The organism is Sphingobacterium puteale (genome assembly GCF_050986225.1).
Taxonomy (GTDB): domain Bacteria; phylum Bacteroidota; class Bacteroidia; order Sphingobacteriales; family Sphingobacteriaceae; genus Sphingobacterium; species Sphingobacterium puteale.
In genome coordinates this window covers 1,097,553-1,118,568 of record NZ_CP158959.1, presented here as the reverse complement: position 1 = coordinate 1,118,568, position 21,016 = coordinate 1,097,553, and the positions used below count along the sequence as shown (strand labels likewise).

The 21,016-nt window shown below is 40.0% G+C and carries 18 protein-coding genes; 16 read left to right on the top strand and 2 right to left on the bottom strand.

Features of this window, described 5'->3' with window-relative positions:
* Window positions 1–117: 117 nt before the first annotated feature.
* The gene (locus tag ABTV71_RS04645; protein WP_147430514.1) at window positions 118–789 is read right to left on the bottom strand and encodes a hypothetical protein; all 672 of its coding nucleotides are present in this window, start codon (window positions 787–789) and stop codon (window positions 118–120) included.
* A 136-nt stretch (window positions 790–925) separates the two neighbouring features.
* On the opposite strand from ABTV71_RS04645, the gene ABTV71_RS04640 reads away from it, so the two are divergent.
* From ABTV71_RS04640 to ABTV71_RS04620, 5 genes are all read left to right on the top strand, one after another.
* Window positions 926–1,150, top strand: coding sequence for a helix-turn-helix domain-containing protein (locus ABTV71_RS04640; RefSeq protein WP_121126274.1), 225 nt, complete (start codon window positions 926–928; stop codon window positions 1,148–1,150).
* 245 nt (window positions 1,151–1,395) lie between these two features.
* Window positions 1,396–3,798 (top strand): ABC transporter permease, encoded by a 2,403-nt coding sequence (locus ABTV71_RS04635; protein WP_433902369.1) that lies wholly within the window; start codon window positions 1,396–1,398, stop codon window positions 3,796–3,798.
* A 211-nt stretch (window positions 3,799–4,009) separates the two neighbouring features.
* On the top strand, window positions 4,010–6,412 hold the full coding sequence (locus ABTV71_RS04630; RefSeq protein ID WP_433902368.1) for an FtsX-like permease family protein: 2,403 nt from the start codon (window positions 4,010–4,012) through the stop codon (window positions 6,410–6,412).
* 28 nt (window positions 6,413–6,440) lie between these two features.
* Window positions 6,441–7,100: an ABC transporter ATP-binding protein gene (locus ABTV71_RS04625; RefSeq protein ID WP_077437800.1), complete on the top strand. Its 660-nt coding sequence runs from the start codon at window positions 6,441–6,443 to the stop codon at window positions 7,098–7,100.
* 96 nt (window positions 7,101–7,196) lie between these two features.
* Window positions 7,197–8,048: a transglutaminase-like domain-containing protein gene (locus ABTV71_RS04620; RefSeq protein WP_317125739.1), complete on the top strand. Its 852-nt coding sequence runs from the start codon at window positions 7,197–7,199 to the stop codon at window positions 8,046–8,048.
* A gap of 13 nt (window positions 8,049–8,061) precedes the next feature.
* On the opposite strand, the gene ABTV71_RS04615 is transcribed toward ABTV71_RS04620, so the two are convergent.
* Window positions 8,062–9,210, bottom strand: coding sequence for a hypothetical protein (locus tag ABTV71_RS04615; protein WP_433902367.1), 1,149 nt, complete (start codon window positions 9,208–9,210; stop codon window positions 8,062–8,064).
* Between the two features lie 177 nt (window positions 9,211–9,387).
* Between ABTV71_RS04615 and ABTV71_RS04610 the strand changes: the two genes are divergently transcribed.
* From ABTV71_RS04610 to ABTV71_RS04560, 11 genes are all read left to right on the top strand, one after another.
* Window positions 9,388–10,038 carry an epoxyqueuosine reductase QueH gene (locus tag ABTV71_RS04610; protein ID WP_104385119.1) on the top strand — a complete coding sequence of 217 codons (651 nt, stop codon included), beginning with the start codon at window positions 9,388–9,390 and terminating at the stop codon, window positions 10,036–10,038.
* Window positions 10,039–10,140: 102 nt separating this feature from the next.
* Window positions 10,141–10,677 (top strand): YceD family protein, encoded by a 537-nt coding sequence (locus ABTV71_RS04605; protein WP_433902366.1) that lies wholly within the window; start codon window positions 10,141–10,143, stop codon window positions 10,675–10,677.
* Window positions 10,678–10,691: 14 nt separating this feature from the next.
* The gene (rpmF, locus tag ABTV71_RS04600) at window positions 10,692–10,883 is read left to right on the top strand and encodes a 50S ribosomal protein L32 (protein WP_046672269.1); all 192 of its coding nucleotides are present in this window, start codon (window positions 10,692–10,694) and stop codon (window positions 10,881–10,883) included.
* Between the two features lie 106 nt (window positions 10,884–10,989).
* Window positions 10,990–11,928, top strand: coding sequence for a phosphate acyltransferase PlsX (plsX, locus tag ABTV71_RS04595; RefSeq protein ID WP_121126269.1), 939 nt, complete (start codon window positions 10,990–10,992; stop codon window positions 11,926–11,928).
* 6 nt (window positions 11,929–11,934) lie between these two features.
* Entirely contained in the window at window positions 11,935–12,924 is a 990-nt protein-coding gene (locus ABTV71_RS04590; protein ID WP_104384883.1) for a beta-ketoacyl-ACP synthase III, read from the top strand.
* Between the two features lie 75 nt (window positions 12,925–12,999).
* Window positions 13,000–13,479, top strand: coding sequence for an acetyl-CoA carboxylase biotin carboxyl carrier protein (gene accB / locus ABTV71_RS04585; protein ID WP_121126268.1), 480 nt, complete (start codon window positions 13,000–13,002; stop codon window positions 13,477–13,479).
* 71 nt (window positions 13,480–13,550) lie between these two features.
* On the top strand, window positions 13,551–14,906 hold the full coding sequence (accC, locus tag ABTV71_RS04580) for an acetyl-CoA carboxylase biotin carboxylase subunit (RefSeq protein ID WP_108635889.1): 1,356 nt from the start codon (window positions 13,551–13,553) through the stop codon (window positions 14,904–14,906).
* 76 nt (window positions 14,907–14,982) lie between these two features.
* Complete coding sequence (gene tatC / locus ABTV71_RS04575) at window positions 14,983–15,843, top strand: twin-arginine translocase subunit TatC (RefSeq protein WP_121126267.1); 861 nt, start codon at window positions 14,983–14,985, stop codon at window positions 15,841–15,843.
* Window positions 15,844–15,856: 13 nt separating this feature from the next.
* A complete protein-coding gene (gene rpiB / locus ABTV71_RS04570) occupies window positions 15,857–16,303 on the top strand; it encodes a ribose 5-phosphate isomerase B (RefSeq protein ID WP_433902365.1) in 447 nt (148 codons plus the stop codon).
* Window positions 16,304–16,468: 165 nt separating this feature from the next.
* Window positions 16,469–18,043: a M28 family peptidase gene (locus ABTV71_RS04565; protein WP_433902364.1), complete on the top strand. Its 1,575-nt coding sequence runs from the start codon at window positions 16,469–16,471 to the stop codon at window positions 18,041–18,043.
* Between the two features lie 221 nt (window positions 18,044–18,264).
* Window positions 18,265–20,949 (top strand): carboxypeptidase regulatory-like domain-containing protein, encoded by a 2,685-nt coding sequence (locus ABTV71_RS04560; RefSeq protein WP_433902363.1) that lies wholly within the window; start codon window positions 18,265–18,267, stop codon window positions 20,947–20,949.
* Window positions 20,950–21,016 lie beyond the last annotated feature (67 nt).

Here is a 21,016-nt window from a genome sequence, read left to right as displayed (position 1 = left end):
TGTCTATTATATTAACCGATTGGGAATGAAAGTTTATAATTGGTGTACCTACGGCTTAGGATCTTTGAAGCAATTTTTAACTGTTCGCAGTGAACAGCTAAAAATTGCTTATTTCTTTTAAGTCGATTTTGCGTGAGTAGCCAAAACATAGCCGAATCCATATCCAGTTTCTTTACGAACAATCCGTCTCTCCTCGTTACCTTGAAGCAATTCATCTAAAACTAACATCAGATTTTTAGGCTGTATATATTTCTCAAGCTTCTCACAACACAAATTGTGGATCTCATATGCGATCCTTTCCTCACTAAAATATCCCGCATCAATTTGCTCATCTAAAAGAATCCTTATCTTTTTGACCTCCTCCGTTGTTGAATTTGTATAGGGATCAATATCATGTCTAATATCTATTAACTTAAATTCCTTTATTTTTTGATCCTGCTTTACATCAACTTTATACATTTCGTAAATAACCCGGTCGGCTAATTTTGTCACATGTAATTCATATGCATTGTCCTGCGATGAAATATCTTCCCCAAGATGCATCAATGAATTAATACTGTTTACAGCTAAAGCGCGGTGCATGACAACTACATCCTGAATAAAAATTTTTTTAATCCTGAACCTCTCGACTTTACTCATAAAATCCAATGGCTTGCCCATCAAAAATGAAACTTCCTCGGGTGACAGATGCCTTGAAATACGTTGTAATATCATCCTGTAGAATATCAATATTTCAAGTTCGTTGCATTCTCTCTTGTACACTTTTGTCTGAATTTTATTTGCTTTCATAATTGGCGCGTTAAAAATATATAGATTTTCAATACAAAAGAACAGGAAATATTTCAAAAACAAAAACATTTGTATAAATAAAAATAACATTATATATATTTATCTATACAAAACAATAAAATATTAAGATAACACAATGACCAAACTAGGCGAATTTTTAGCGAAGAAGTCTGTGAATAAATCCCAGATTGCCCGCAAAACTGGATTAAGTAAAGCGAGGATCAATGAATTAACCATGACCGAAACGGCTAAATTACGTTTAGATGAAATGTACTTGATCGCCCTGGCCATCGATACGGACCCAGCCAAAATGATGCTCGAACTCTGCGAACATCTCCAACTGAAAGAGATTGAGGATTAGGATACCTTCCTAGAGCCCTTTAACCAGATGATCTGTGCGGTATTGGACGTAAAACTGTTCGATATCGTACATCCACAAAACCCAACAAAAAAGACAAAACACTAAAAAACAACAACTTAACAAAATGGCAATACAATTGACTTCAGTCTAATGTCTAGATTGACTGGTCGATTACCGATCGATCAATAAGATCTTAAAAATGTATTGTTATGATAGGAAATAGTCTTAAAATCGCTTGGCGAAACATGGCAAAAAATAAGCTCTATTCTTTTATAAAGATCGGAGGATTTGCTTTTGGTATCGCAATCTGTATGCTCATCGTACTTTACATCAAGCAAGAGACGAGTTACAACAAATTTTATCCAACGATGGATCGAATTTATCGTCTGGTCATTCAGCTTCCGATCGAAGGTAAAATACAACGTTGGGTGTCACTTTCTGCACCGGTTGCCCCAACATTGAAAGCCGAAATTCCCTCCATCGAACAAACGGGCCGAATACTCCCTAACCCTTTATTTGGCGCTGGAAGCAACCAGCTCTCCCTGAATGATAACCCGCAAAGCTTTTATGATGATGGCTTTGTCTATATTGACCAGTCTATTCTTGACATGTTTCCGACTCCCATGGTTTCAGGAACTCTTGCCCATGCATTGGATAAGCCCAATACACTTGTCATTACGAAAAGTAAAGCGGAAAAATACTTTAAAAATGATCCTATCGGACAGACCATTTATCTGAACAATAACAGATCCAAGCTCTATACCATTACCGGCGTGATCGAAGATATACCCAAAAACTCCACTTTAGCAGGTTATAGCTTCTTCATGTCGCTCGCAGGCGAACCCTTTTATCCCGGTGAACAGAACCAATGGCTCAGCAACAATTACACAGTCTACGTTAAATTAAAACCAAATGTCAATATTGAACAAACAGAAAAGGAGATTTTAAAAAATTATAAAGCGCACTATTTACCTGAATATAAGAAATCAGGCCGTAAGCTCAATCCTTTATTCGAACAGGCAAAAATCAACTTACAAAATGCACTTGACATCCATTTGAAGTCTTCCGATATCGATGACGATAAAGTCAGTACATTGAATCGGGGAGATATCCGCATGGTCTGGACTTTTGCCATCGTCGCATTGTTTATTCTTCTGATTGCCTGTATCAATTTTATTAACCTATCGACCGCCAATGCCGCTACACGGGCCAAAGAAATCGGCATCCGGAAGACAATTGGTTCGACAAGGACATTATTGATCGGACAATTCCTGCTCGAAGCGATTTGTTATAGTGTATTGTCTTTGCTTGTTGGTCTATTGTTGAGTTGGGTTTTGTTGCCTATATTCAACAGTCTCGCCAATAAGTCCCTGACCATTCCATGGACATCCCCTTACTTTTTCCCATCTTTATTGCTGGCAATAATGTTCATCGGCAGCCTGGCCGGAATCTATCCAGCGTTGTATCTATCCCGATTTAAACCGATTGCCGCATTGAAAAACAAGACCACCGGAGCCAAATCTTCATTATTCAGAAATGGCCTTGTCATTTTTCAGTTTGCTACGTCCATCATCCTTATTGTAAGTGCCTTGGTGACCAATCAACAGATACGCTATATCCTGGAAAAAGATTTAGGCTTCAAAAAGGAGCAGGTCATTGTCCTCCGTGGTATTGGTACATTGGGGAATCAGATCCCAAGCCTTAAAAATGAGCTGAAGTCCATTGCAAATGTAAGTTCCGTTTCCTTAGGCGATTTTATTCCAGTCCCCATTGATGGTGCCAAAAGAAATGGCAACCCATTTTGGAATGAGGGCAGACGGGAGATCGACATGGCCATACAGGGACAGTTCTGGGAGATTGACCAGGATTACCTTGAGACCTTCGGGTTGCAACTGACCAAAGGTAGAAATTTCGATCCCAAAATGGCCACAGACAGCACGGCTGCCATCATCAACCAAAAATTGGCGAATGACCTGGGATTAAAAAATCCCATCGGAGCAAAAATAACCAATGGCAATACCTGGACAGTCGTTGGTGTCGTGGACGATTTTATTTTTGAGTCGCTGAAAGGTAAAGGATTCGCTGGTTTATGTATGGTATTACGGGGTTATCCCTCACTTTTATCCATTAAAGTTAAACCCGAAAACCTACAGGAGACCCTGAACGGGATCAACAGCGTATGGAATAAATTTTCACCTGATCAAAAAATCAATTACAGCTTTTTGGATGAGGGTTTTGCCTCCCTTTATCAAGATGTTGAACGGACCAAGAATATATTCAGCTGTTTTGCAATCGTCGCCATTTTTGTGGCTGCCCTTGGGCTCTTTGGACTGGCCACCTATGTGACACAACAGCGGACAAAAGAAATCGGTGTGCGGAAGGTACTTGGCGCAAGTACGATCAGATTGCTCAAACTGTTGTCCGGAGACTTCATAAAATTGGTGTTTGTGGCCTTGGTCATTGCCTCACCTATTGCGTGGTGGGCAATGAACCAATGGCTCAGAGATTTCAACTATAAAATAGATATCAACTGGATGTACTTTATTCTTGCGGGTATGGGGGCAGTCCTCATCGCCTTAGGTACCATTAGTTATCAAACCTGGAAGGCTATCCGGACCAATCCGGTCGATAGTCTAAGGGATGAATAAAGTCAGAAGATCTTAAAAATTGGTGTTTGTGGCCTTGGTCATTGCCTTGCCTGTTGCGTGGTGGGCAATGAACCAACGGCTAAGGAGGGATGAATGTTCGATTGCGAACGAAAACTGTCCGAAATCGAACATTAAAAACGCAGCAAAACCACATAACAAACTCATAATAAAATAGTTAAAACACTGGCAAGGGGATTGTATTTTTGATAACATGGCACAAAATGATTTCAAACTGGCTTGGCGTAAACTCTTAAAAAATAAGGGTTTCACATTTTTGAATATTATTGGACTGACACTTGGTTTTACCGGTTTTATCCTTTCCTATCAATACATCAACCGGGAAACAAGCTTTGATAAATGGAATCCAAACTATAAGGAAATCTATCAGATTGGTCTGGAAGCCGAAGGTGCTTTTACGGACGAAACCTCGCCTTCCCTGGCTCCGCTGCTAAAACAGTATTTACCGGATATCGTATATGCCGGCAGAAAAATTGTCTACAACTATGGTAGCTACCCACTCTTTGGGGAGAAGACCGTGCTTATTAAAAATGCTGCATTAATAGATTCTTCTGCCGCCCGGATCTTTCAGGTAGAAAATGCCAACGGACCGCTCTACAAAAACAAAGATCAAAAGGATGCGACCATGGTCAAAAGTCCTATTGCGGAACAGCTTTTCAAAAAGGAAGATTTAACATTTGATACCCCCCATTCCATTCCGTCCATGAGCCTTGATCTGGGTATGCGCGAGACGATTTACGGCACCATCAAAAAGCAAGGTCTTTCGATGATTGATTACGACCTTCTTTTTATCCGTGAACCACAGGATCTCTTTGCTGAAAATAATCCTTTTTTATACCAGACTTTTATTCAGGTCAGACCGGGTACAGATATTGCTAAGCTGACCGATCAGATCAACACGATTTATCACAAGCAAATCGCCCCAAAAGATAAAATACGTTCTTCCGGTTATGCCAAAGGCAAGATCTATTTGGATCCATTGGCCAACCTGCACCTGCGGCCGAAAACCGGAAGCAACACGGCCTATATCATGACTTGGATTATCGGTATTCTTTCCCTGTTGATCCTTCTGCTTGCATGCGCCAATTTTGCCAATATGATTATGGCACAAGCCGATCAACGCCTGAAAGAACTTGCCCTCAAAAAAATATTGGGAAGTTCGCGCTGGGCCATTGTAAGGCAATTATTACTAGAAGTATTTATATTGACCAGCAGTGCGGCACTATTGAGCTTCATGACCTTGGCACTTACGGGGAACATATTACAAAGATGGTTCAATGATGATCTCAGAAGCTATATTCTAAGTTCTGAAACCATTATCCAGCTCTGTGTCGCTGTACTATTGACAACAATCCTTTCCGCAATATACCCTGCCATCGTTCTTTCAGGTTTCAAATCCGTCAATCTGCTCAAAGGCGGATTATCTTCAATACTTAAAAAAGGAACATTCCGAAATGCTTTACTAACCTTTCAGATCAGCATGGCGATTCTGTTTATTTCAGGTATGCTGGTCATTAGGGCCCAGCTACATTACATGCAGCATACAGATAAAGGGTTTGAGCCAGCGCAAGTGGTCAATTTTAAAGGAGTAGGCATGTATTACGACTCCAAAATTGATGGTTCTTTCCACCAATTGAAACGGCGATTAGAAAACGATCCGAACATTGAGGTGGTGGCTTCCGCAACAAATATCCCGGGAGAAGGGGAACAACCGCCCAAAATGGAGTTCTCCTATGCACAAAAGAATATTTCCTTTGCTCATGTCGGTATCGATCCGGGCTATTTCAACACATTAAATATCCCCAATCTACAAGGGAATATCAACTTGTCAATAGATCAGTTGCTCCGTGACTCCCTTTCCAACTATGCGGTCATCAATGAATCTGCTGCTAAAAATTTGGGACTTTCAAATCCCATTGGCGCAAAAATCAGTGGCTGTGACGCAAATTTCGAAATCGTCGGCCTTGTCAAAGATAGTAAAGCCTATGGCTTTGAAAATGCCGTTCAACCTACCATCTATTCATTTAAAAATGAGTGTGGGAGCATGCGCTTTCAAACGACACTTATGGTGAAAACAAAACCCGGAATGGTCGATCGGGCAATTGAAACGGTCAAGAAGGAATGGGAGAAAAATACATCTGCAAAAGATCTACCTTTAGACTATTCTTTTATGGATCAGCAATATGCCTTACAGCACAAGAAACAACAGGAACTACAGGTTGCTTTTAATAGTTTCGCAGGCCTTTCGGTTATTATTGCTGCATTGGGACTATTCAGCATGGCCGCTTATCAGGCCGCATTACGCAAAAAAGAAATGAGTATCCGGAAAGTACTCGGTGCCTCGGCACAGCTGCTCTTTGTCCAATTAAATAAACCGTTTTTCAGGCTATTTCTGATCGGTATCGGCATAGCCCTTCCTTTAGCATATTTACTCATGGACAAATGGCTTTCCAATTTTGCATATCATGTCAATATACAATGGTGGTCGTTTTTGATCCCGATATTTTGCATATTTATCTTAATATTAATTTCCATTAGCTTCCAATCGTTGAAAGTTGCAAGAACAAATCCGGTAGATAGCCTGCGGGATGAATAAGTAAAAAATAAAATCTCAATACTAGAAAATGATACAATTAAAACATTTATTCAAGTGGTATAACGTCGGTGGTACACGCTCATTTGTGCTCAAAGATGTCAGTTTAGATATAGCAGAAGGTGATTTCATATCCATTATGGGCCCTTCGGGTTCAGGAAAATCCACCCTGTTGAATATTATCGGCATGCTCGACGAACCCGATGAAGGTGAATATATCTTTATGGATGAAAATGTATTGGAGATGAAAGCAAAAAAACGGACGCAACTCTACCAATCTCATATTGGATATGTATTTCAGGCTTACCACTTACTGGATGAGTTGACAGTATATGAAAATATAGAAACACCGCTGATCTATAAAGACATTTCCAGCAAGGAGCGTAAAGCCATTGTGGCCGATATGCTTGACCGTTTTGGTATTGTGGGAAAGAAAGATCTATTTCCGGCTCAGTTGTCCGGAGGACAACAACAGATCGTTGGTATCGCGCGTGCATTGGCGGGCTCTCCGAAACTCTTGTTGGCAGATGAACCTACGGGTAACCTCAATTCCAAACAAGGCGAAGAGATCATGGAACTGTTCAAACAATTGAATGATGACGGTGTCACGATCATACAAGTTACCCATTCCGAAAAAAATGCGGAATACGGCAAAAGAATTGTGAATATGCTGGATGGCCAGCTCAAATAATTGTATGCCAATTTAACCTGAATAATCCCTACTTGGTACATGAATACTGTAGGGATTTTTTTTTATTATTTCTCAATTCAATTTTTTAACTTCGTTATGATGAATGAGAGAGCGCTGAAATCGTTAATATTTCTGCTGGACGATACCGATCAACAGATTATTCAGGAAGTGGAGCATCAATTGAAAAGCCAAGGCCCTGAAATTGTTCCTTATTTGGAGAAATTCTGGGAGTCGAGCTTTGATCCAAGGGTACAGGGACGACTGGAAAACATTATCCATGAAATTCAGTTCGACCAGACCAAAAATGAGCTACAGATCTGGAATCTGAGCAATTCCTTCAATCTCCTGGAAGGACTTATCATTCTCAATAACTATCAATATCCTTCTTACGAGGACCATAAAATCGTGTTGAAAATCGAAGATCTAAAAACAGAGGTCTGGCGTGGACTTCAATACGATATGAGTCCATTGGAGAAGGTGAATCTGCTGAACCATGTGCTATTTGGTTCCTTTGGGCTATCTGGCAATACAAAGGATTATCACCATCCGCAAAACTCCTATATCGGTCAGGTTCTGGACACAAAGCAGGGGAATCCGTTGACCTTATCCTGTATCTATAGCATTATTGCGCAAAAGCTGGATATCCCGATCTATGGGATCAATTTACCCAAGCATTTTATCCTGGCTTACATGGATACGGATGAAGAAGGAAATGAACATGTTTTGTTTTACATCAATGCATTTAACCGGGGGCAGATTATGCAAAAAAGTGATGTAAATTCGTTCCTAAAACAATTAAATCTAAGTGCAGATCGGGAATTTACCTATCCCTGTGACAATGTGACCATAATGAAGCGTGCACTTCGGAATTTATTGTCGGCCTATGAAGCACATGAAAGTGCAAGCAAGCAACAGGAGATCAGCGAACTGTTCGAATTGCTTGCTTGACAGTCTTTATAAATTAAAAATTTGGTCTTTCTCTGGCGTCCAAAAAGATATAATTTGGCGTCATTGTGCCATATGTTTTTGTTAATTCTGGTGCTGTATTTCCTTGATCCTCCAGTTTAAACCGGCTGATTTTCCTATTCTTCTTATCTGAAATATAAAGAAATTTACCATTTTCAATACGGTCATCAATGGCAACTCCCGCAGGCTCTTCCAACCCTGTATTCGTACCACCGATCACATAATCAGGTTGGATGGTTTTATCGCCAGTTCCATCAAACAACTCCGTAGGATTTCTAAAGAACAATACTTCCCCGCCTTTCCCGGTAGCGACAGCAAATAGTTTTTTATTAGGTGCATAAGATACTGCTTGTAAGTCTGTTTTTCCCTCCACATAGACAGTCAATGCAGGCTGAAATTTATCCTTATTGATGATCGTATCGCGTGCTCGGTCTATCAATTCCTGCTTAAGTCCTTTGTAGACAGCAAAACCAATTCTGTTTTTAGCTTGATCATTAAATCCAATGAGCACCCATTTTTCATTTTTATCAGCTGTATTCCCCTGTAATAAATTCAATGAGACGGGTTCAATATCTCCCAAACTGATCTGTTTGTCGATGATCTTAGAACCACCTGTTGAACCTTTTCCCTCCGGACGGCTTATCGCATATAACATATTGCCACCTGTAGCAGCGAGCAGAAAATTGGTCACACTTGACCCTGTATTACCGACTTGCTGTGCATAGGTGTAATAGGCTAATCCTCTTACATTTCTAAACCCCGTATAGCCAATAGCGCTTGCATTTCCCGGAATCCCATAAACGTCATCCAGTGCAATACGCTGGATAAAGGTATCTTGAGCAATTGATCCTTCACTCGCCTGAAAAACAGCCTTTGCATCGGGGTCAAATATAACCGCTCCCCCACCCTTTGCCGGAGAAAGATATTGATAGATATTATCCAGATTATTGGTATCAGCAGGATCCACAATAAAGAGATTCTTGATAGAGGAACTATTCGGCTGATAATCCCTAAAAGAAATATACAATCTTGAAACAAGTGATACTTGACCAACATCGGGTTCATCGTCCAATTTTTTACAGGAAGCAACGCCTATTAAACTGGCAAATAATACTATAACACAGGTTTGAAATGAAAATTTCATATATTTTTTATTATAAATAGCTTATTGTGTCTAACATACAAATCTACTAATATATGCAGAATATCAATGAATTTATATGATTCTTTTGGGCATATATTACGGGAACTCAAACGGAAATATTTGTCATTCCGCTACTTTTTGATTAAAATTGCCTTTGTTTTTGATATCATATACATTATGGAAAAGAAGGAATTTGTACGGGAGAAGTTGGCATTACCGGGAGAAGGCAAGAAATTGCTTTTGCATTCCTGTTGTGCACCCTGTTCCGGAGAAGTCATGGAGGCGTTGATTGCTTCAGATATCGATTTTACGATTTATTTCTACAATCCCAATATCCATCCTCGCAAGGAATACGATCTGCGCAAAGATGAAAATATCCGGTTTGCCGAAAAACACAATATCCCTTTTATTGACGCGGATTACGATGTGGACCATTGGTTTGATCTGGCTAAAGGCATGGAACAGGAACCTGAGCGGGGGATCCGTTGCACGATGTGCTTTGATATGCGTTTCGAGAAAACCGCAGAATATGCGGCGGCAAATGGCTTTGATGTGATCTCAAGTTCATTGGGTATTTCCCGATGGAAAAACATGGAACAGATCAATGACTGTGGCCTACGTGCAGCCTCCCGCCATGAAGGTATGGAGTACTGGACATTCAACTGGCGCAAGAAAGGTGGTTCGGCACGAATGTTAGAAGTCTCCAAAAAAGAGAAGTTCTACATGCAGGAATATTGCGGTTGTGCCTATTCGCTACGTGACACCAATAAATGGCGCATGGCAAATGGACGCGAAAAAATAGAGTTAGGTAAAAATTATTATGAATAAGTCGTGCCATGCGTATATATAAAGCGTTTGACCGGAATATTTAAAAAAATATTTCGATCCTAATGATTTTATACATACCTTTGCAGGCTCAAATGCAAGATTGTGAAACATCTAAAACAATACAGAATTCCCTTTTCGGGACTCAACGCTGGAAAGCACAATTTTGAATTTGACATTAATAAAAAGTTCTTTGACTGCTACGAACATTCGATTGTAAAAGATGGCAATCTGAAAGCAGAAGTTGAATTGCAAAAACAGGAAAACCTTTTGATTTTGCATTTTGATATCCAAGGCGAGATTCAATTGACTTGTGATACCTGTTTGAAAGAGTTTATGTCACCGATTTCAATTCAAGAACGGATATTGGTCAAATTCACGGATGAAGATTGGACAGACAACACGGATGAAGTGTTGATCTTATCAAAAAGCGACCATGAGTTGGATATAGCTGAGTTATTGTACGAATACATCAACTTAGCTGTGCCCTATATCGTGAAATGTGAGGAGCAAGGAAAAGGCATAGCATGCGATCCTGAAATGCTGGCTTTATTTACAAGCGAGCCAGATGCAGAGGAGCAAAAAGAAGAAGAAATTATCGACCCACGTTGGGAAGCATTGAGAAATATTAAAAATAACTAAAACAAAAATACGAGATGGCACATCCAAAACGTAAAACTTCTAAATCAAGAAGAGACAAAAGAAGAACACATTATAAAGCTGAAGCTCCTAGCTTGACAGTATGTAAAGAAACTGGCGCAGTTCATTTACCACACCGTGCATACACTGTAGACGGAAATTTGTACTACAACGGTAAATTGATCATTGAAAATACAGCTGTTGTCTAAGGTAAACCTTTCATAACACCAAAACATCCCAAACAAGCAATATTTTAGAAATTTGCTTTATTTTGGGATGTTTTTTGCGTATTATTGATTTACTAAATAATAACGGATGAAGATTGGTTTAGATATTTTAGGAGGAGATTATGCTCCTAAAGCAACGATAACAGGTGCTATTGAAGCACAAAAACAGCTTACTGGAGACCAAAAGATAGTCCTTTTTGGTAAAACTGAAGAGACTAAGCAATTCATCGATCAAGCCGGAGGAAATTCATCTGACTTTGAATATGTGGAAGCTCCAGAAGTCATTGCGATGGGTGAACATCCAACCAAAGCGATAACTCAAAAACCCAACTCAAGTATTGCGAAGGGATTTGAATATTTAAAAAACAAAGAAATCGACTCATTCGCATCCGCAGGTAATACTGGAGCTATGCTCGTGGGATCGATGTTCAGCGTAAAAGCTATTCCAGGCGTATTGCGCCCAGCCATAGCATCAATTGTTCCAAAATTGAAATCAGGATTCGGACTCTTACTGGATGTCGGCGCAAACGCTGACTGTAAACCGGAGATGCTGAATCAATTTGCAATGCTGGGCAGCCTCTTTGCCGAGCATGTATTCAATGTATCCAATCCTAAAGTCGGATTATTGAACATTGGAGAAGAAGAAGAAAAAGGAAACATCCTGACAACCTCTACCTACCCCCTACTTAAAGCCAACGACAAGATTAACTTTATCGGAAATGCAGAAGGCCGCGACCTGTTCAGTGACCATGCCGACGTATATGTCTGCGATGGATTTACGGGCAATGTGGTCTTAAAACTTGCAGAATCATTTTATGTAGTGACCCTGAAAAAAGGTTTTAAAGATGATTTCTTCGATCGATTCAACTACGAGCAGTACGGCGGTAGTCCAATCTTAGGAGTCAATGCTCCTGTTATTATTGGTCATGGTATTTCAACACCGGAGGCCATTAAAAATATGGTTTTATTTTCAAGAGATATGATCGAGTCTAAATTCATTGACAGCATCAGATCTATTTTCAATTAAGTATTTATGTCAAAGATTCATGCCGCAATTACGGCTGTAAATGGTTACGTTCCAGATTACATCCTCACCAACAAAGAGTTGGAAACAATGGTCGATACCAACGACGAGTGGATTGTATCACGAACGGGAATCAAAGAAAGACGCATCTTAAAGGGTGAAGGGCTTGCTACATCAGATCTTGCTGTGCCTGCCGTTCAGGGTTTATTGAAAAAGAGAGGGATAGAAGCGACGGATATCGATTTAATTATCTTCTGTACCAGTACACCAGACATGTTGTTTCCGGCTACAGCAAATATTCTGGCCGATAAAATCGGAGCGACAAATGCTTGGGGATTCGATCTTCAGGCAGCTTGTTCAGGCTTCTTGTTCGGTTTAAATACCGGAACACAGTTTATCACCGCAGGCACACACAAAAAAGTGCTTGTTGTCGGTGCAGATAAAATGTCATCGGTCATCAATTATCAGGATCGCAATACCTGTATCCTTTTTGGGGACGGCTGCGGTTGTGTGTTATTGGAACCGAATGAAGAAGGATTGGGGATACAGGATGCGATTTTAAAAACCGATGGTTCCGGTGGCCAGTACCTCAATATTAAAGGTGGTGGTTCATTAAATCCAGCCTCACATGCTACTGTTGACGCAGGATTGCATTATGCGTACCAAGAAGGCCGTACAGTATTCAAATTTGCTGTGACCAATATGGCGGACGTAGCGCATGAAGTAATGGAAAAGAACAACTTGAAATCAGAAGATATAGCCTGGTTGGTCCCCCATCAGGCCAATAAACGTATCATTGATGCAACAGCCGAACGTGTAGGTCTTCCAGACGAAAAAGTGATGGTAAACATCCAAAAATACGGTAATACCACCAGTGGGACAATCCCACTATGCTTATGGGAATGGGAATCTCAGTTGAAAAAAGGAGATAACCTGATCCTTGCCGCTTTCGGTGGCGGTTTCACTTGGGGATCCATCTATTTAAAATGGGCGTATTAATTGTCCATTTTATGGTATAATTTATTACTTTTGACAGTTAGAATTTTTTAAGAAACAAACAAAACCTAGAATACTATGGGTATGGATATCAAACAAATTCAGGACTTGATTAAATTCGTTTCAAAATCAGGTGTGAATGAAGTCTCGATTGAAGAGCAAGATTTTAAAATTACAATAAAGACAAATCAAGAGCCTACGTACGTTACAGCTTCTGTTCCGGCTGTTGCACCAGTTGCTGCTGCTCCTGTTGCGCAAGCTGCAGCACCAGCTCCAGTAGCTACTCCTGCAGCACCAGCTGCTAGCGCTGACGCAAACTTGATCACAATCAAATCACCAATGATCGGTACATTCTACCGTTCAGCTGGCCCCGGTAAGCCATCTTTCGTTAATATTGGTGATGATATCAATACAGGTTCTGTATTGTGCATTGTTGAAGCGATGAAATTGTTCAACGAAATCGAATCTGAAGTTTCTGGTAAAATCGTTAAGATTTTGGTCGAAGATGCTCAACCTGTTGAGTATGATCAACCATTATTCTTAGTAGAGCCTAAGTAATTTACAAACGTAAATGAATATGATGTAGCCTCCAAAGGGCTACATTTTTGTAAACTTCATAATTCAAGACAATGTTTAAAAAAATATTAATTGCAAATAGAGGAGAAATTGCCCTGCGCATTATCCGTACCTGCCGTGAGATGGGTATCAAAAGTGTTGCAGTATATTCAACCGCAGATAGAGACAGCTTACACGTACGCTTTGCTGATGAAGCGGTTTGTATTGGCCCTCCACCGAGTAAAGATTCTTACTTAAACATTCCTAATATTATCTCTGCAGCTGAATTGACAAATGCAGATGCAATTCACCCGGGATATGGTTTTTTGTCTGAGAACGCGCGTTTTTCGGCAATCTGTGCAGAGTATGGTATCAAATTTATCGGTGCTACGGCGGAGCAAATCGAGAAAATGGGCGACAAATCCCGTGCAAAGGACACCATGAAACAAGCTGGAGTACCTACTGTGCCCGGATCAGATGGTTTGATCTCAAACGTAAAAGAAGGCATCAAACTCGCCAATGAGATAGGTTATCCTGTTATTATTAAAGCTACTGCCGGCGGTGGTGGCCGTGGTATGCGTATCATCTGGAAAGACGAAGAGTTCGAGCCAGCTTGGGATTCTGCCCGTGTAGAATCCGCAGCTGCTTTTGGTAACGACGGTATCTACCTTGAGAAATATGTTGAGGAACCCCGTCACATTGAATTCCAGATCGTAGGCGACCAATTTGGTACCGTGTGTCACTTATCAGAACGTGACTGCTCGATCCAACGTCGTCACCAAAAATTGATCGAGGAATCTCCTTCACCGTTTATGACGCCTGAATTAAGGGCCGAAATGGGTGAAGCGGCTGTCAAAGGTGCAAAAGCCGTAAACTATGAAGGTGCAGGTACAATAGAATTCTTGGTTGACAAACACCGCAACTTTTACTTTATGGAAATGAATACACGTATTCAGGTAGAGCACCCCGTAACAGAAGAAGTGATCAACTTCGATCTGATCAAAGAACAGATCAAGGTTGCTGCCGGTATTCCAATCTCCGGAAAGAATTACGAACCGGAAATGCACGCGATCGAGTGTCGTATCAATGCGGAAGATCCGTTCAACAATTTCCGTCCTTCACCGGGCAAAATCACGAATTTTCACTCTCCGGGGGGGCATGGTGTACGCGTAGATACACACGTATACTCAGGCTATACCATTCCGCCAAACTATGACTCTATGATTGCTAAATTGATCTGTGTCGCACAAACACGTGAAGAAGCAATCTGTACCATGGAGCGCGCATTGAGCGAATTCGTCATCGAAGGTATCAAAACTACCATTCCTCTGCACTTGAGATTAATGCGTGACCCTAACTTTAGAGCAGGCAATTTCACTACAAAATTCATGGAAACATTTGACCTAACTGAATATCCTGTAGAAGATTAAATAAAATTGTCTTTACATACATAAAAAATACCATTCTTTACAATAAGAATGGTATTTTTGTTTCCAAACAATTTTTATGAGTACACCAAATTCGAAAGATTTAATACAAGCTATCAAAAATAAGGGGAAGAATATAGAAGCAGAAATGTCTTTCTTTGACCATCTTGAGGTCTTGAGATGGCATTTGGTTCGTTCAGCTATTGCAATCTGTATCTTTGCCGGTATCGCGTTTACATTTTATGACTTTGTTTTCAACGATATTATCATGGGGCCCAAAAATCTCGATTTTTGGACTTATCGCATGATGTGCAAAGCCGCAGATGCGTTCAATCTAGCCGACTTCTGTGTCAAGAAAATACCTTTTAACATTATCAATACGGAATTAGCAGGGCAATTTATGCTCCAGATCAACTCCTGTCTTTTGATGGCTTTGATGATGGGTTTTCCCTATCTTTTATTCGAAATTTGGCTATTCGTAAAACCAGCATTGACAGATGTTGAAAGACGTTCTGCACGTGGATTTGTTTTTTACTCTTCCATGTTGTTTCTTTTAGGAGCACTTTTTGGATACTATATTGTTGTACCATTATCCATTAACTTTTTAGCGAACGTGTCCTTAAGTGACGAAATCGTGAATCAGATTACCATCGACAATTATCTGTCTACGATCGCTACATTGACATTAGGTTGTGGGATTGTTTTCCTGCTTCCGATCCTGGTGTTTATTCTGTCTAAAATAGGTATTATGACACCTGAATTTATGCGTGCCAGCCGTCGTTATGCAACCGTTATAATTTTGGTTATAGCTGCGGTCATTACCCCTTCTGCGGATATTATCACCATGTTGACTGTTGCTGCTCCGATGTTCTTATTGTATGAAGTAAGTATCATGGTTTCGGCAGATGTTAAGAGAAAAAAATTAGCACAAGAAAAATAAAATAACAAGAGAAATGAGCAGTGTAAAGAAAATTGCGATCGGAAGTGACCATGCAGGGTTTGAGTACAAAACGGCATTGGTTAACTTTTTAAATGAATTGGGTTATGAAGTAACTGACTTTGGAACAAACTCGCCAGATTCGGTCGATTACCCAGATTTTGCACATCCCGTCGCTTCTGCGGTAGAAAACAAAGAGGCTGATGCAGGTGTATTGATCTGTGGTAGTGCCAACGGAGTTGCGATCACAGCCAATAAACATCAAAATATCCGTGCCGCAATCTGTTGGTTGGAGGAAATTTCAGTATTAGCACGTCAACATAACGACGCCAATGTCGTATGTATTCCAGCTCGTTTTATCGATCTTGACCTTGCTAAAAAGATCGTATCAACTTTTATGACAACCGAATTTGAAGGTGGTCGTCATGCCAATCGTGTCAACAAAATAGCTTGCAGCTGTTAACAAATTAACATATTTTAAGGAGCGGATGAAAGGTAAAACATACTTTTCATCCGCTTTTTTAGTTATATTGTGTACTCATCATCTTATATACATATTGCGTACAGAATAGAGCCCAAGCTTACAGCAGCAGGTTCTCGAGACTCAATACAAAATACAAAATACGAAATGAAGAAAATACATAACCTGATCTGGATAGCGTTGTCTATGGTAAGCTGTGCTCAGGCACAGGATGTCAGCAGTAAGTACGCGAGTGAAATCACCGTAGAATCTACACAAAAACATCTGCGCACACTTGCTTCTGTAGACTTTGAAGGAAGAGGAACTGGGCAGAAAGGCGGTCAGCTGGCTGCGGATTATATCGCAAATGAATTCAAAAAATATGGCCTTTCAGCACCAGTAAATGGAACTTATTTTCAACCTCTTCGGCTTATACACAATAGTTTTAAAGTCAAGCACTTTAGCATCAATGACCGACCATTCTTAAATGGAAAAGATATCTTTGTCATCGGTAACAACGAGGATAAGCTCTTTGAAAGCAATGAGATTATCTTCATTGGTTATGGGATCGATGATCCAAAGTATTCCGACATCAGCGGTTTAGACCTGACCAATAAAATTGTCTTATTATTGAATGAAGGTGAACCTACGGATGACAAGGGAAATTCATGGATCACCGGAAAAAAAACACCGTCTGACTGGTCGACAAGCAGGAATAAAAAAATAAAGGAAATTCTCAAGAAGAAACCAAAGTTGGTGCTGGCTGTCAACAGTCAGCTTTCCCAACTACTTGAAGATGCGGGAGACCGTGCTACCGAAGGCCGCTATAACCTGGCCGTAGATCAGCCGGCACCCGAAAAATCCCCCGTGATCCCCGTTGTCAACATCACCGATCATGCAGCGAATTATATATTCAATCTGGCACGTACAAATCTCGCGGCTGTAGTCGGTAAAATCAACCGTTCCGGACAGGCAAATTCCTTTGCGATCAGTACAAACCTTAAAGCTGAGTTCGGCACAAATGCAAAACCTTTAGCTGACCCCAATATCCTGGGATATTTAGAAGGAACTGATAAAAAAGATGAAATTGTCGTCATTGGCGGGCATTATGATCACGACGGCAAAGATTCAAAAGGAAACATCTTCTTCGGTGCAGATGACAATGCATCCGGAACAACGGCTGTACTTGAGCTCGCACGTAGCTTTTCCCGTGCAAAAGCCGCAGGCAATGGTCCAAGGCGTAGTATTCTTTTTATTACTTATGCAGCTGAAGAAAAAGGTTTACTCGGTTCTAAATTTTATACCGAAAACCCAGTTTTTCCATTGGCAAATACCATAGCCTGTATCAACATTGATATGATCGGGCGTGTTGATGACAAACATCTCAAAGGAAATCACGATTATATTCATGCGATCGGTTCAGACAAACTAAGCTCTGAACTCTATCAGATCAATAAAGATGAAAATGACAAAAACACCAAGTTGGAGATAGATTACATGTATGACAATCCAAAAGATCCCATGCGTCTTTATTACCGTTCTGACCATTATAACTTTGCAAAGAAAGGCATACCATCCATCTTCTATTTTTCGGGTCTTCATCCTGACTATCATACACCCGCGGACACCTATGACAAAATCGACTTCCCACTGATGGTCAAACGGGAAAAATTGATCTTTTTTACAGCATGGCAGATCGCCAATAGAGAAAACCGTCTGGCAATAGACAGCAACAAAGAATAAAAATAGTTTTCGCTATAATAAAAAAAAGGTCGGGTAAAGCAGTTTACCTGACCTTTTTTTATTACACAATCCCAGTTATTCCGCTAGCAGATAAATTATCCCTTTTGTGTTAAACTCTGTTAAAACACTGCCCTAATACCGGCTCTTATTTTTTGTTTCCCCTACTACTTAGTATAATTGTACCAAGTAATTGTACTAAGCCAATAACCAAAATAACCTTTATGAAAATACTGTTTATTTTCTACTTTCTGCTTCTCTTTACCATTCCCGCGTTATCTCAGACAAAGGGGAAAGCAAACGGAACAATACTATCGCAAGCAGGTGAACCACTCGAAAAAGCAACAGTCACGGTGCTCTCTCCAAAGGATTCCGCTGTCATCTCGTATTTGCTGACAGATGCCAAGGGAAACTTCGAGTTTTTTCGGCTACCGGCCGAAACTAGGCTTATTTTGATTGTATCACACATCAATGCTTCGCCTTACAGCCAAGATTTTAGTATTCACAATGGATTACATAATTTTGGGCAATTAAAACTCGGGGCTAAAAGCCTCGATGAAGTTGTGGTCAATGTTGCCCCTCCCGTCCGGATGAACAAAGACACATTGGAATATAATACAAACTTCTTTAAAACGAGGCCAAATGCCAATGTAGAAGAACTAATTAAACAGCTCCCTGGATTACAGGTCAATATGGACGGGACCATCTACTATCAGGGAAAAGAAGTGTCAAAAGTCAAAGTAAATGACAAAGATTTCTTTTCTACGGATGTACGCATCGCTACACGAAATCTGGATGCTTCTTTAATAAAAACAGTACAAGTATATCGTGACAAAGGCGAATCTAAGATCAATGTCGAAGATGAAGACAGACTCCCAATTACGATCAATCTTAAAGTCAAGAAAGAGTTTTTAAAAGCGAGCTTCGGAAAAGCATATGGAAGTGCTGGCACCAGAGGGCATTACGAAGCAGGAGCACTGTTTAACACGTTTCGGGATACATTGCAATTGAGTTTTCTGGCTTTTGGAAACAATGTCAATAGACAGAGTTTCGATTATAATGAATTAAACCAGCAAGGTGGTTTGGGCCGAGCAGAAAGTTATGGTTTTGATAGCTTTGGCGGGCGAAATTATTCGGGGAAAGCAAATGATGTCGGTATCGGTTTCAATCTCAACAATGACTGGGGCACAAAAACAAAACTTAACATCATGTATATGCTGAAGCATAATAACACCGAAAATGCTAACCAGTCCAGTAATATCGCTAAATTCGATTCCATCGAGCAATTCAATAACAGTAATTATGAGGAACGCAAAAAACGCTTAGGTCATGATCTGAAGTCCCTATTCCGGCACCGAATGGATACGACCGCCTATCTTGAATTTAAACCGAGTATTAGGATCAATAGAGATCACAGCGACTCGAAGTCCTTTTCAAAAACTGATACACAGCAAGATAGCATAAATAAATCACAGACAACGGGGGATTCTAAGCAGGCCCAATTTAACTATTCACATAGTTTTTATATTGAAAAACAGTTTAACAAAAAGCATAGCCTTTCTTTTCGCAATGAAATCAATTATAGCAATCATGATGTGGATGGCACCAATGAACAACTGAGTGAGATTTACAACAACCCTAATCCAAGAACCCTCCTATGGACAAACGAAGGTTCGGTAACGAAGTCCCGTGCATTCAATTCGACGATCAGTTATTTCAACAAAACTGTGAAAAAGTTAGATTTCAATCTATTTTTCTCCCTCAATAAAAACAGCCGCTCGCAGACCGAGACTTTCTATTTTGATCAGAACAACAGCGGAAGGGTCCATGGAAACGATCTCGAAAACAATTTTAATTACAATTATCAAGAATATGTCACGGGTCTTAAGTTTTATTGGAAACCCATCAAAGATATCTTTATTGATATAGGGACCACCTACGCCATAAAGGATGATCATTTCGATCTCAAACAGCTCAATGAAAATAAAAAGTTCAAAAATGGCTATTGGCTTCCTAATATTTCCGTTCGTTACAAAAGTCTGTCACTCAGTTGGCAGAAAAATATCCAATCGCCCGCCACAAATGGAATTCGCACGGTTGAAAATGACCTCAACCCATTACAAACCCGATTGAAGGCGTTTATTTTCGATAACATAGAAACGCAACAGGCAAGCGTCTCTTTTTATGCTTATAACGCGAAGATCCAATTCAATACCGGAGGAAATATTAACTACCAAGAACGCAGCATCGGCACTAGAAGCTGGCGTGATGCCAAAAATGGTCATTATACCGTTCAATCTTATCTAGCAGGTTCCAGGTATAATTCTTCTTTATATAGTTTCTTCAGATATAGTTTTAAAAGCGGTGAAAACTGGAATTTTTACCTTTCCCAGACCAGTACTGCTTATAATTTCGAAAATTACAGTACAATCAATGACATTTCCAATAAATCAAATAATGTGGGAATAGATCTATCACAGGAATTTTCCGTTACCTGGAGAAATCTGATCGGTATTCAACCCAAGTATACTTATAACAGGAATAAAAACTTAAATTCCACCAAAAACCATCCAGACTTTGCTGAAACAGCTTATTCAACACATCAGATCGGCATGGGATTAAATATCAATCCTATTCAGGGGTTTTCGTTAGAGAGTACTTATTCATTGGATAATAGAGCAAGTGGATTAAATGGAAGAAAAAACTACCATATATTGAACGCTTCAATGTACTATACATTTAAAAACAAGTCTCAAGTTAAACTGACCGGCTTTGACATCCTGAATCAAAATACACAAAATTACTGGGGAAGTCAGGGGAACATGACTTATTTTGGAAGTTCAATGACCTTAAAGCAGTATTTTATGCTCGGATATATCCACAAATTCAATATCATAAAAACCAAATGATAAGTCTATCTGAAAAAGTTTGATTTGACCACAAGCAGAAACATTTTACCTGTATTTATTGTTATCT

Excerpts from the sequence above, each read along its gene's own strand:
- ABTV71_RS04560 (WP_433902363.1), top strand. The coding sequence starts at position 18,265 with ATGAAAATACTGTTTATTTTCTACTTTCTGCTTCTCTTTACCATTCCC.
- ABTV71_RS04645 (WP_147430514.1), bottom strand. The coding sequence starts at position 789 with ATGAAAGCAAATAAAATTCAGACAAAAGTGTACAAGAGAGAATGCAAC.
- ABTV71_RS04590 (WP_104384883.1), top strand. The coding sequence starts at position 11,935 with ATGTCAAAGATTCATGCCGCAATTACGGCTGTAAATGGTTACGTTCCA.
- rpmF (WP_046672269.1), top strand. The coding sequence starts at position 10,692 with ATGGCACATCCAAAACGTAAAACTTCTAAATCAAGAAGAGACAAAAGA.
- accC (WP_108635889.1), top strand. The coding sequence starts at position 13,551 with ATGTTTAAAAAAATATTAATTGCAAATAGAGGAGAAATTGCCCTGCGC.
- ABTV71_RS04625 (WP_077437800.1), top strand. The coding sequence starts at position 6,441 with ATGATACAATTAAAACATTTATTCAAGTGGTATAACGTCGGTGGTACA.
- ABTV71_RS04635 (WP_433902369.1), top strand. The coding sequence starts at position 1,396 with ATGGCAAAAAATAAGCTCTATTCTTTTATAAAGATCGGAGGATTTGCT.
- ABTV71_RS04565 (WP_433902364.1), top strand. The coding sequence starts at position 16,469 with ATGAAGAAAATACATAACCTGATCTGGATAGCGTTGTCTATGGTAAGC.
- ABTV71_RS04610 (WP_104385119.1), top strand. The coding sequence starts at position 9,388 with ATGGAAAAGAAGGAATTTGTACGGGAGAAGTTGGCATTACCGGGAGAA.
- tatC (WP_121126267.1), top strand. The coding sequence starts at position 14,983 with ATGAGTACACCAAATTCGAAAGATTTAATACAAGCTATCAAAAATAAG.
- ABTV71_RS04620 (WP_317125739.1), top strand. The coding sequence starts at position 7,197 with ATGATGAATGAGAGAGCGCTGAAATCGTTAATATTTCTGCTGGACGAT.
- plsX (WP_121126269.1), top strand. The coding sequence starts at position 10,990 with ATGAAGATTGGTTTAGATATTTTAGGAGGAGATTATGCTCCTAAAGCA.
- rpiB (WP_433902365.1), top strand. The coding sequence starts at position 15,857 with ATGAGCAGTGTAAAGAAAATTGCGATCGGAAGTGACCATGCAGGGTTT.
- ABTV71_RS04615 (WP_433902367.1), bottom strand. The coding sequence starts at position 9,210 with ATGAAATTTTCATTTCAAACCTGTGTTATAGTATTATTTGCCAGTTTA.
- ABTV71_RS04630 (WP_433902368.1), top strand. The coding sequence starts at position 4,010 with ATGGCACAAAATGATTTCAAACTGGCTTGGCGTAAACTCTTAAAAAAT.
- accB (WP_121126268.1), top strand. The coding sequence starts at position 13,000 with ATGGGTATGGATATCAAACAAATTCAGGACTTGATTAAATTCGTTTCA.
- ABTV71_RS04640 (WP_121126274.1), top strand. The coding sequence starts at position 926 with ATGACCAAACTAGGCGAATTTTTAGCGAAGAAGTCTGTGAATAAATCC.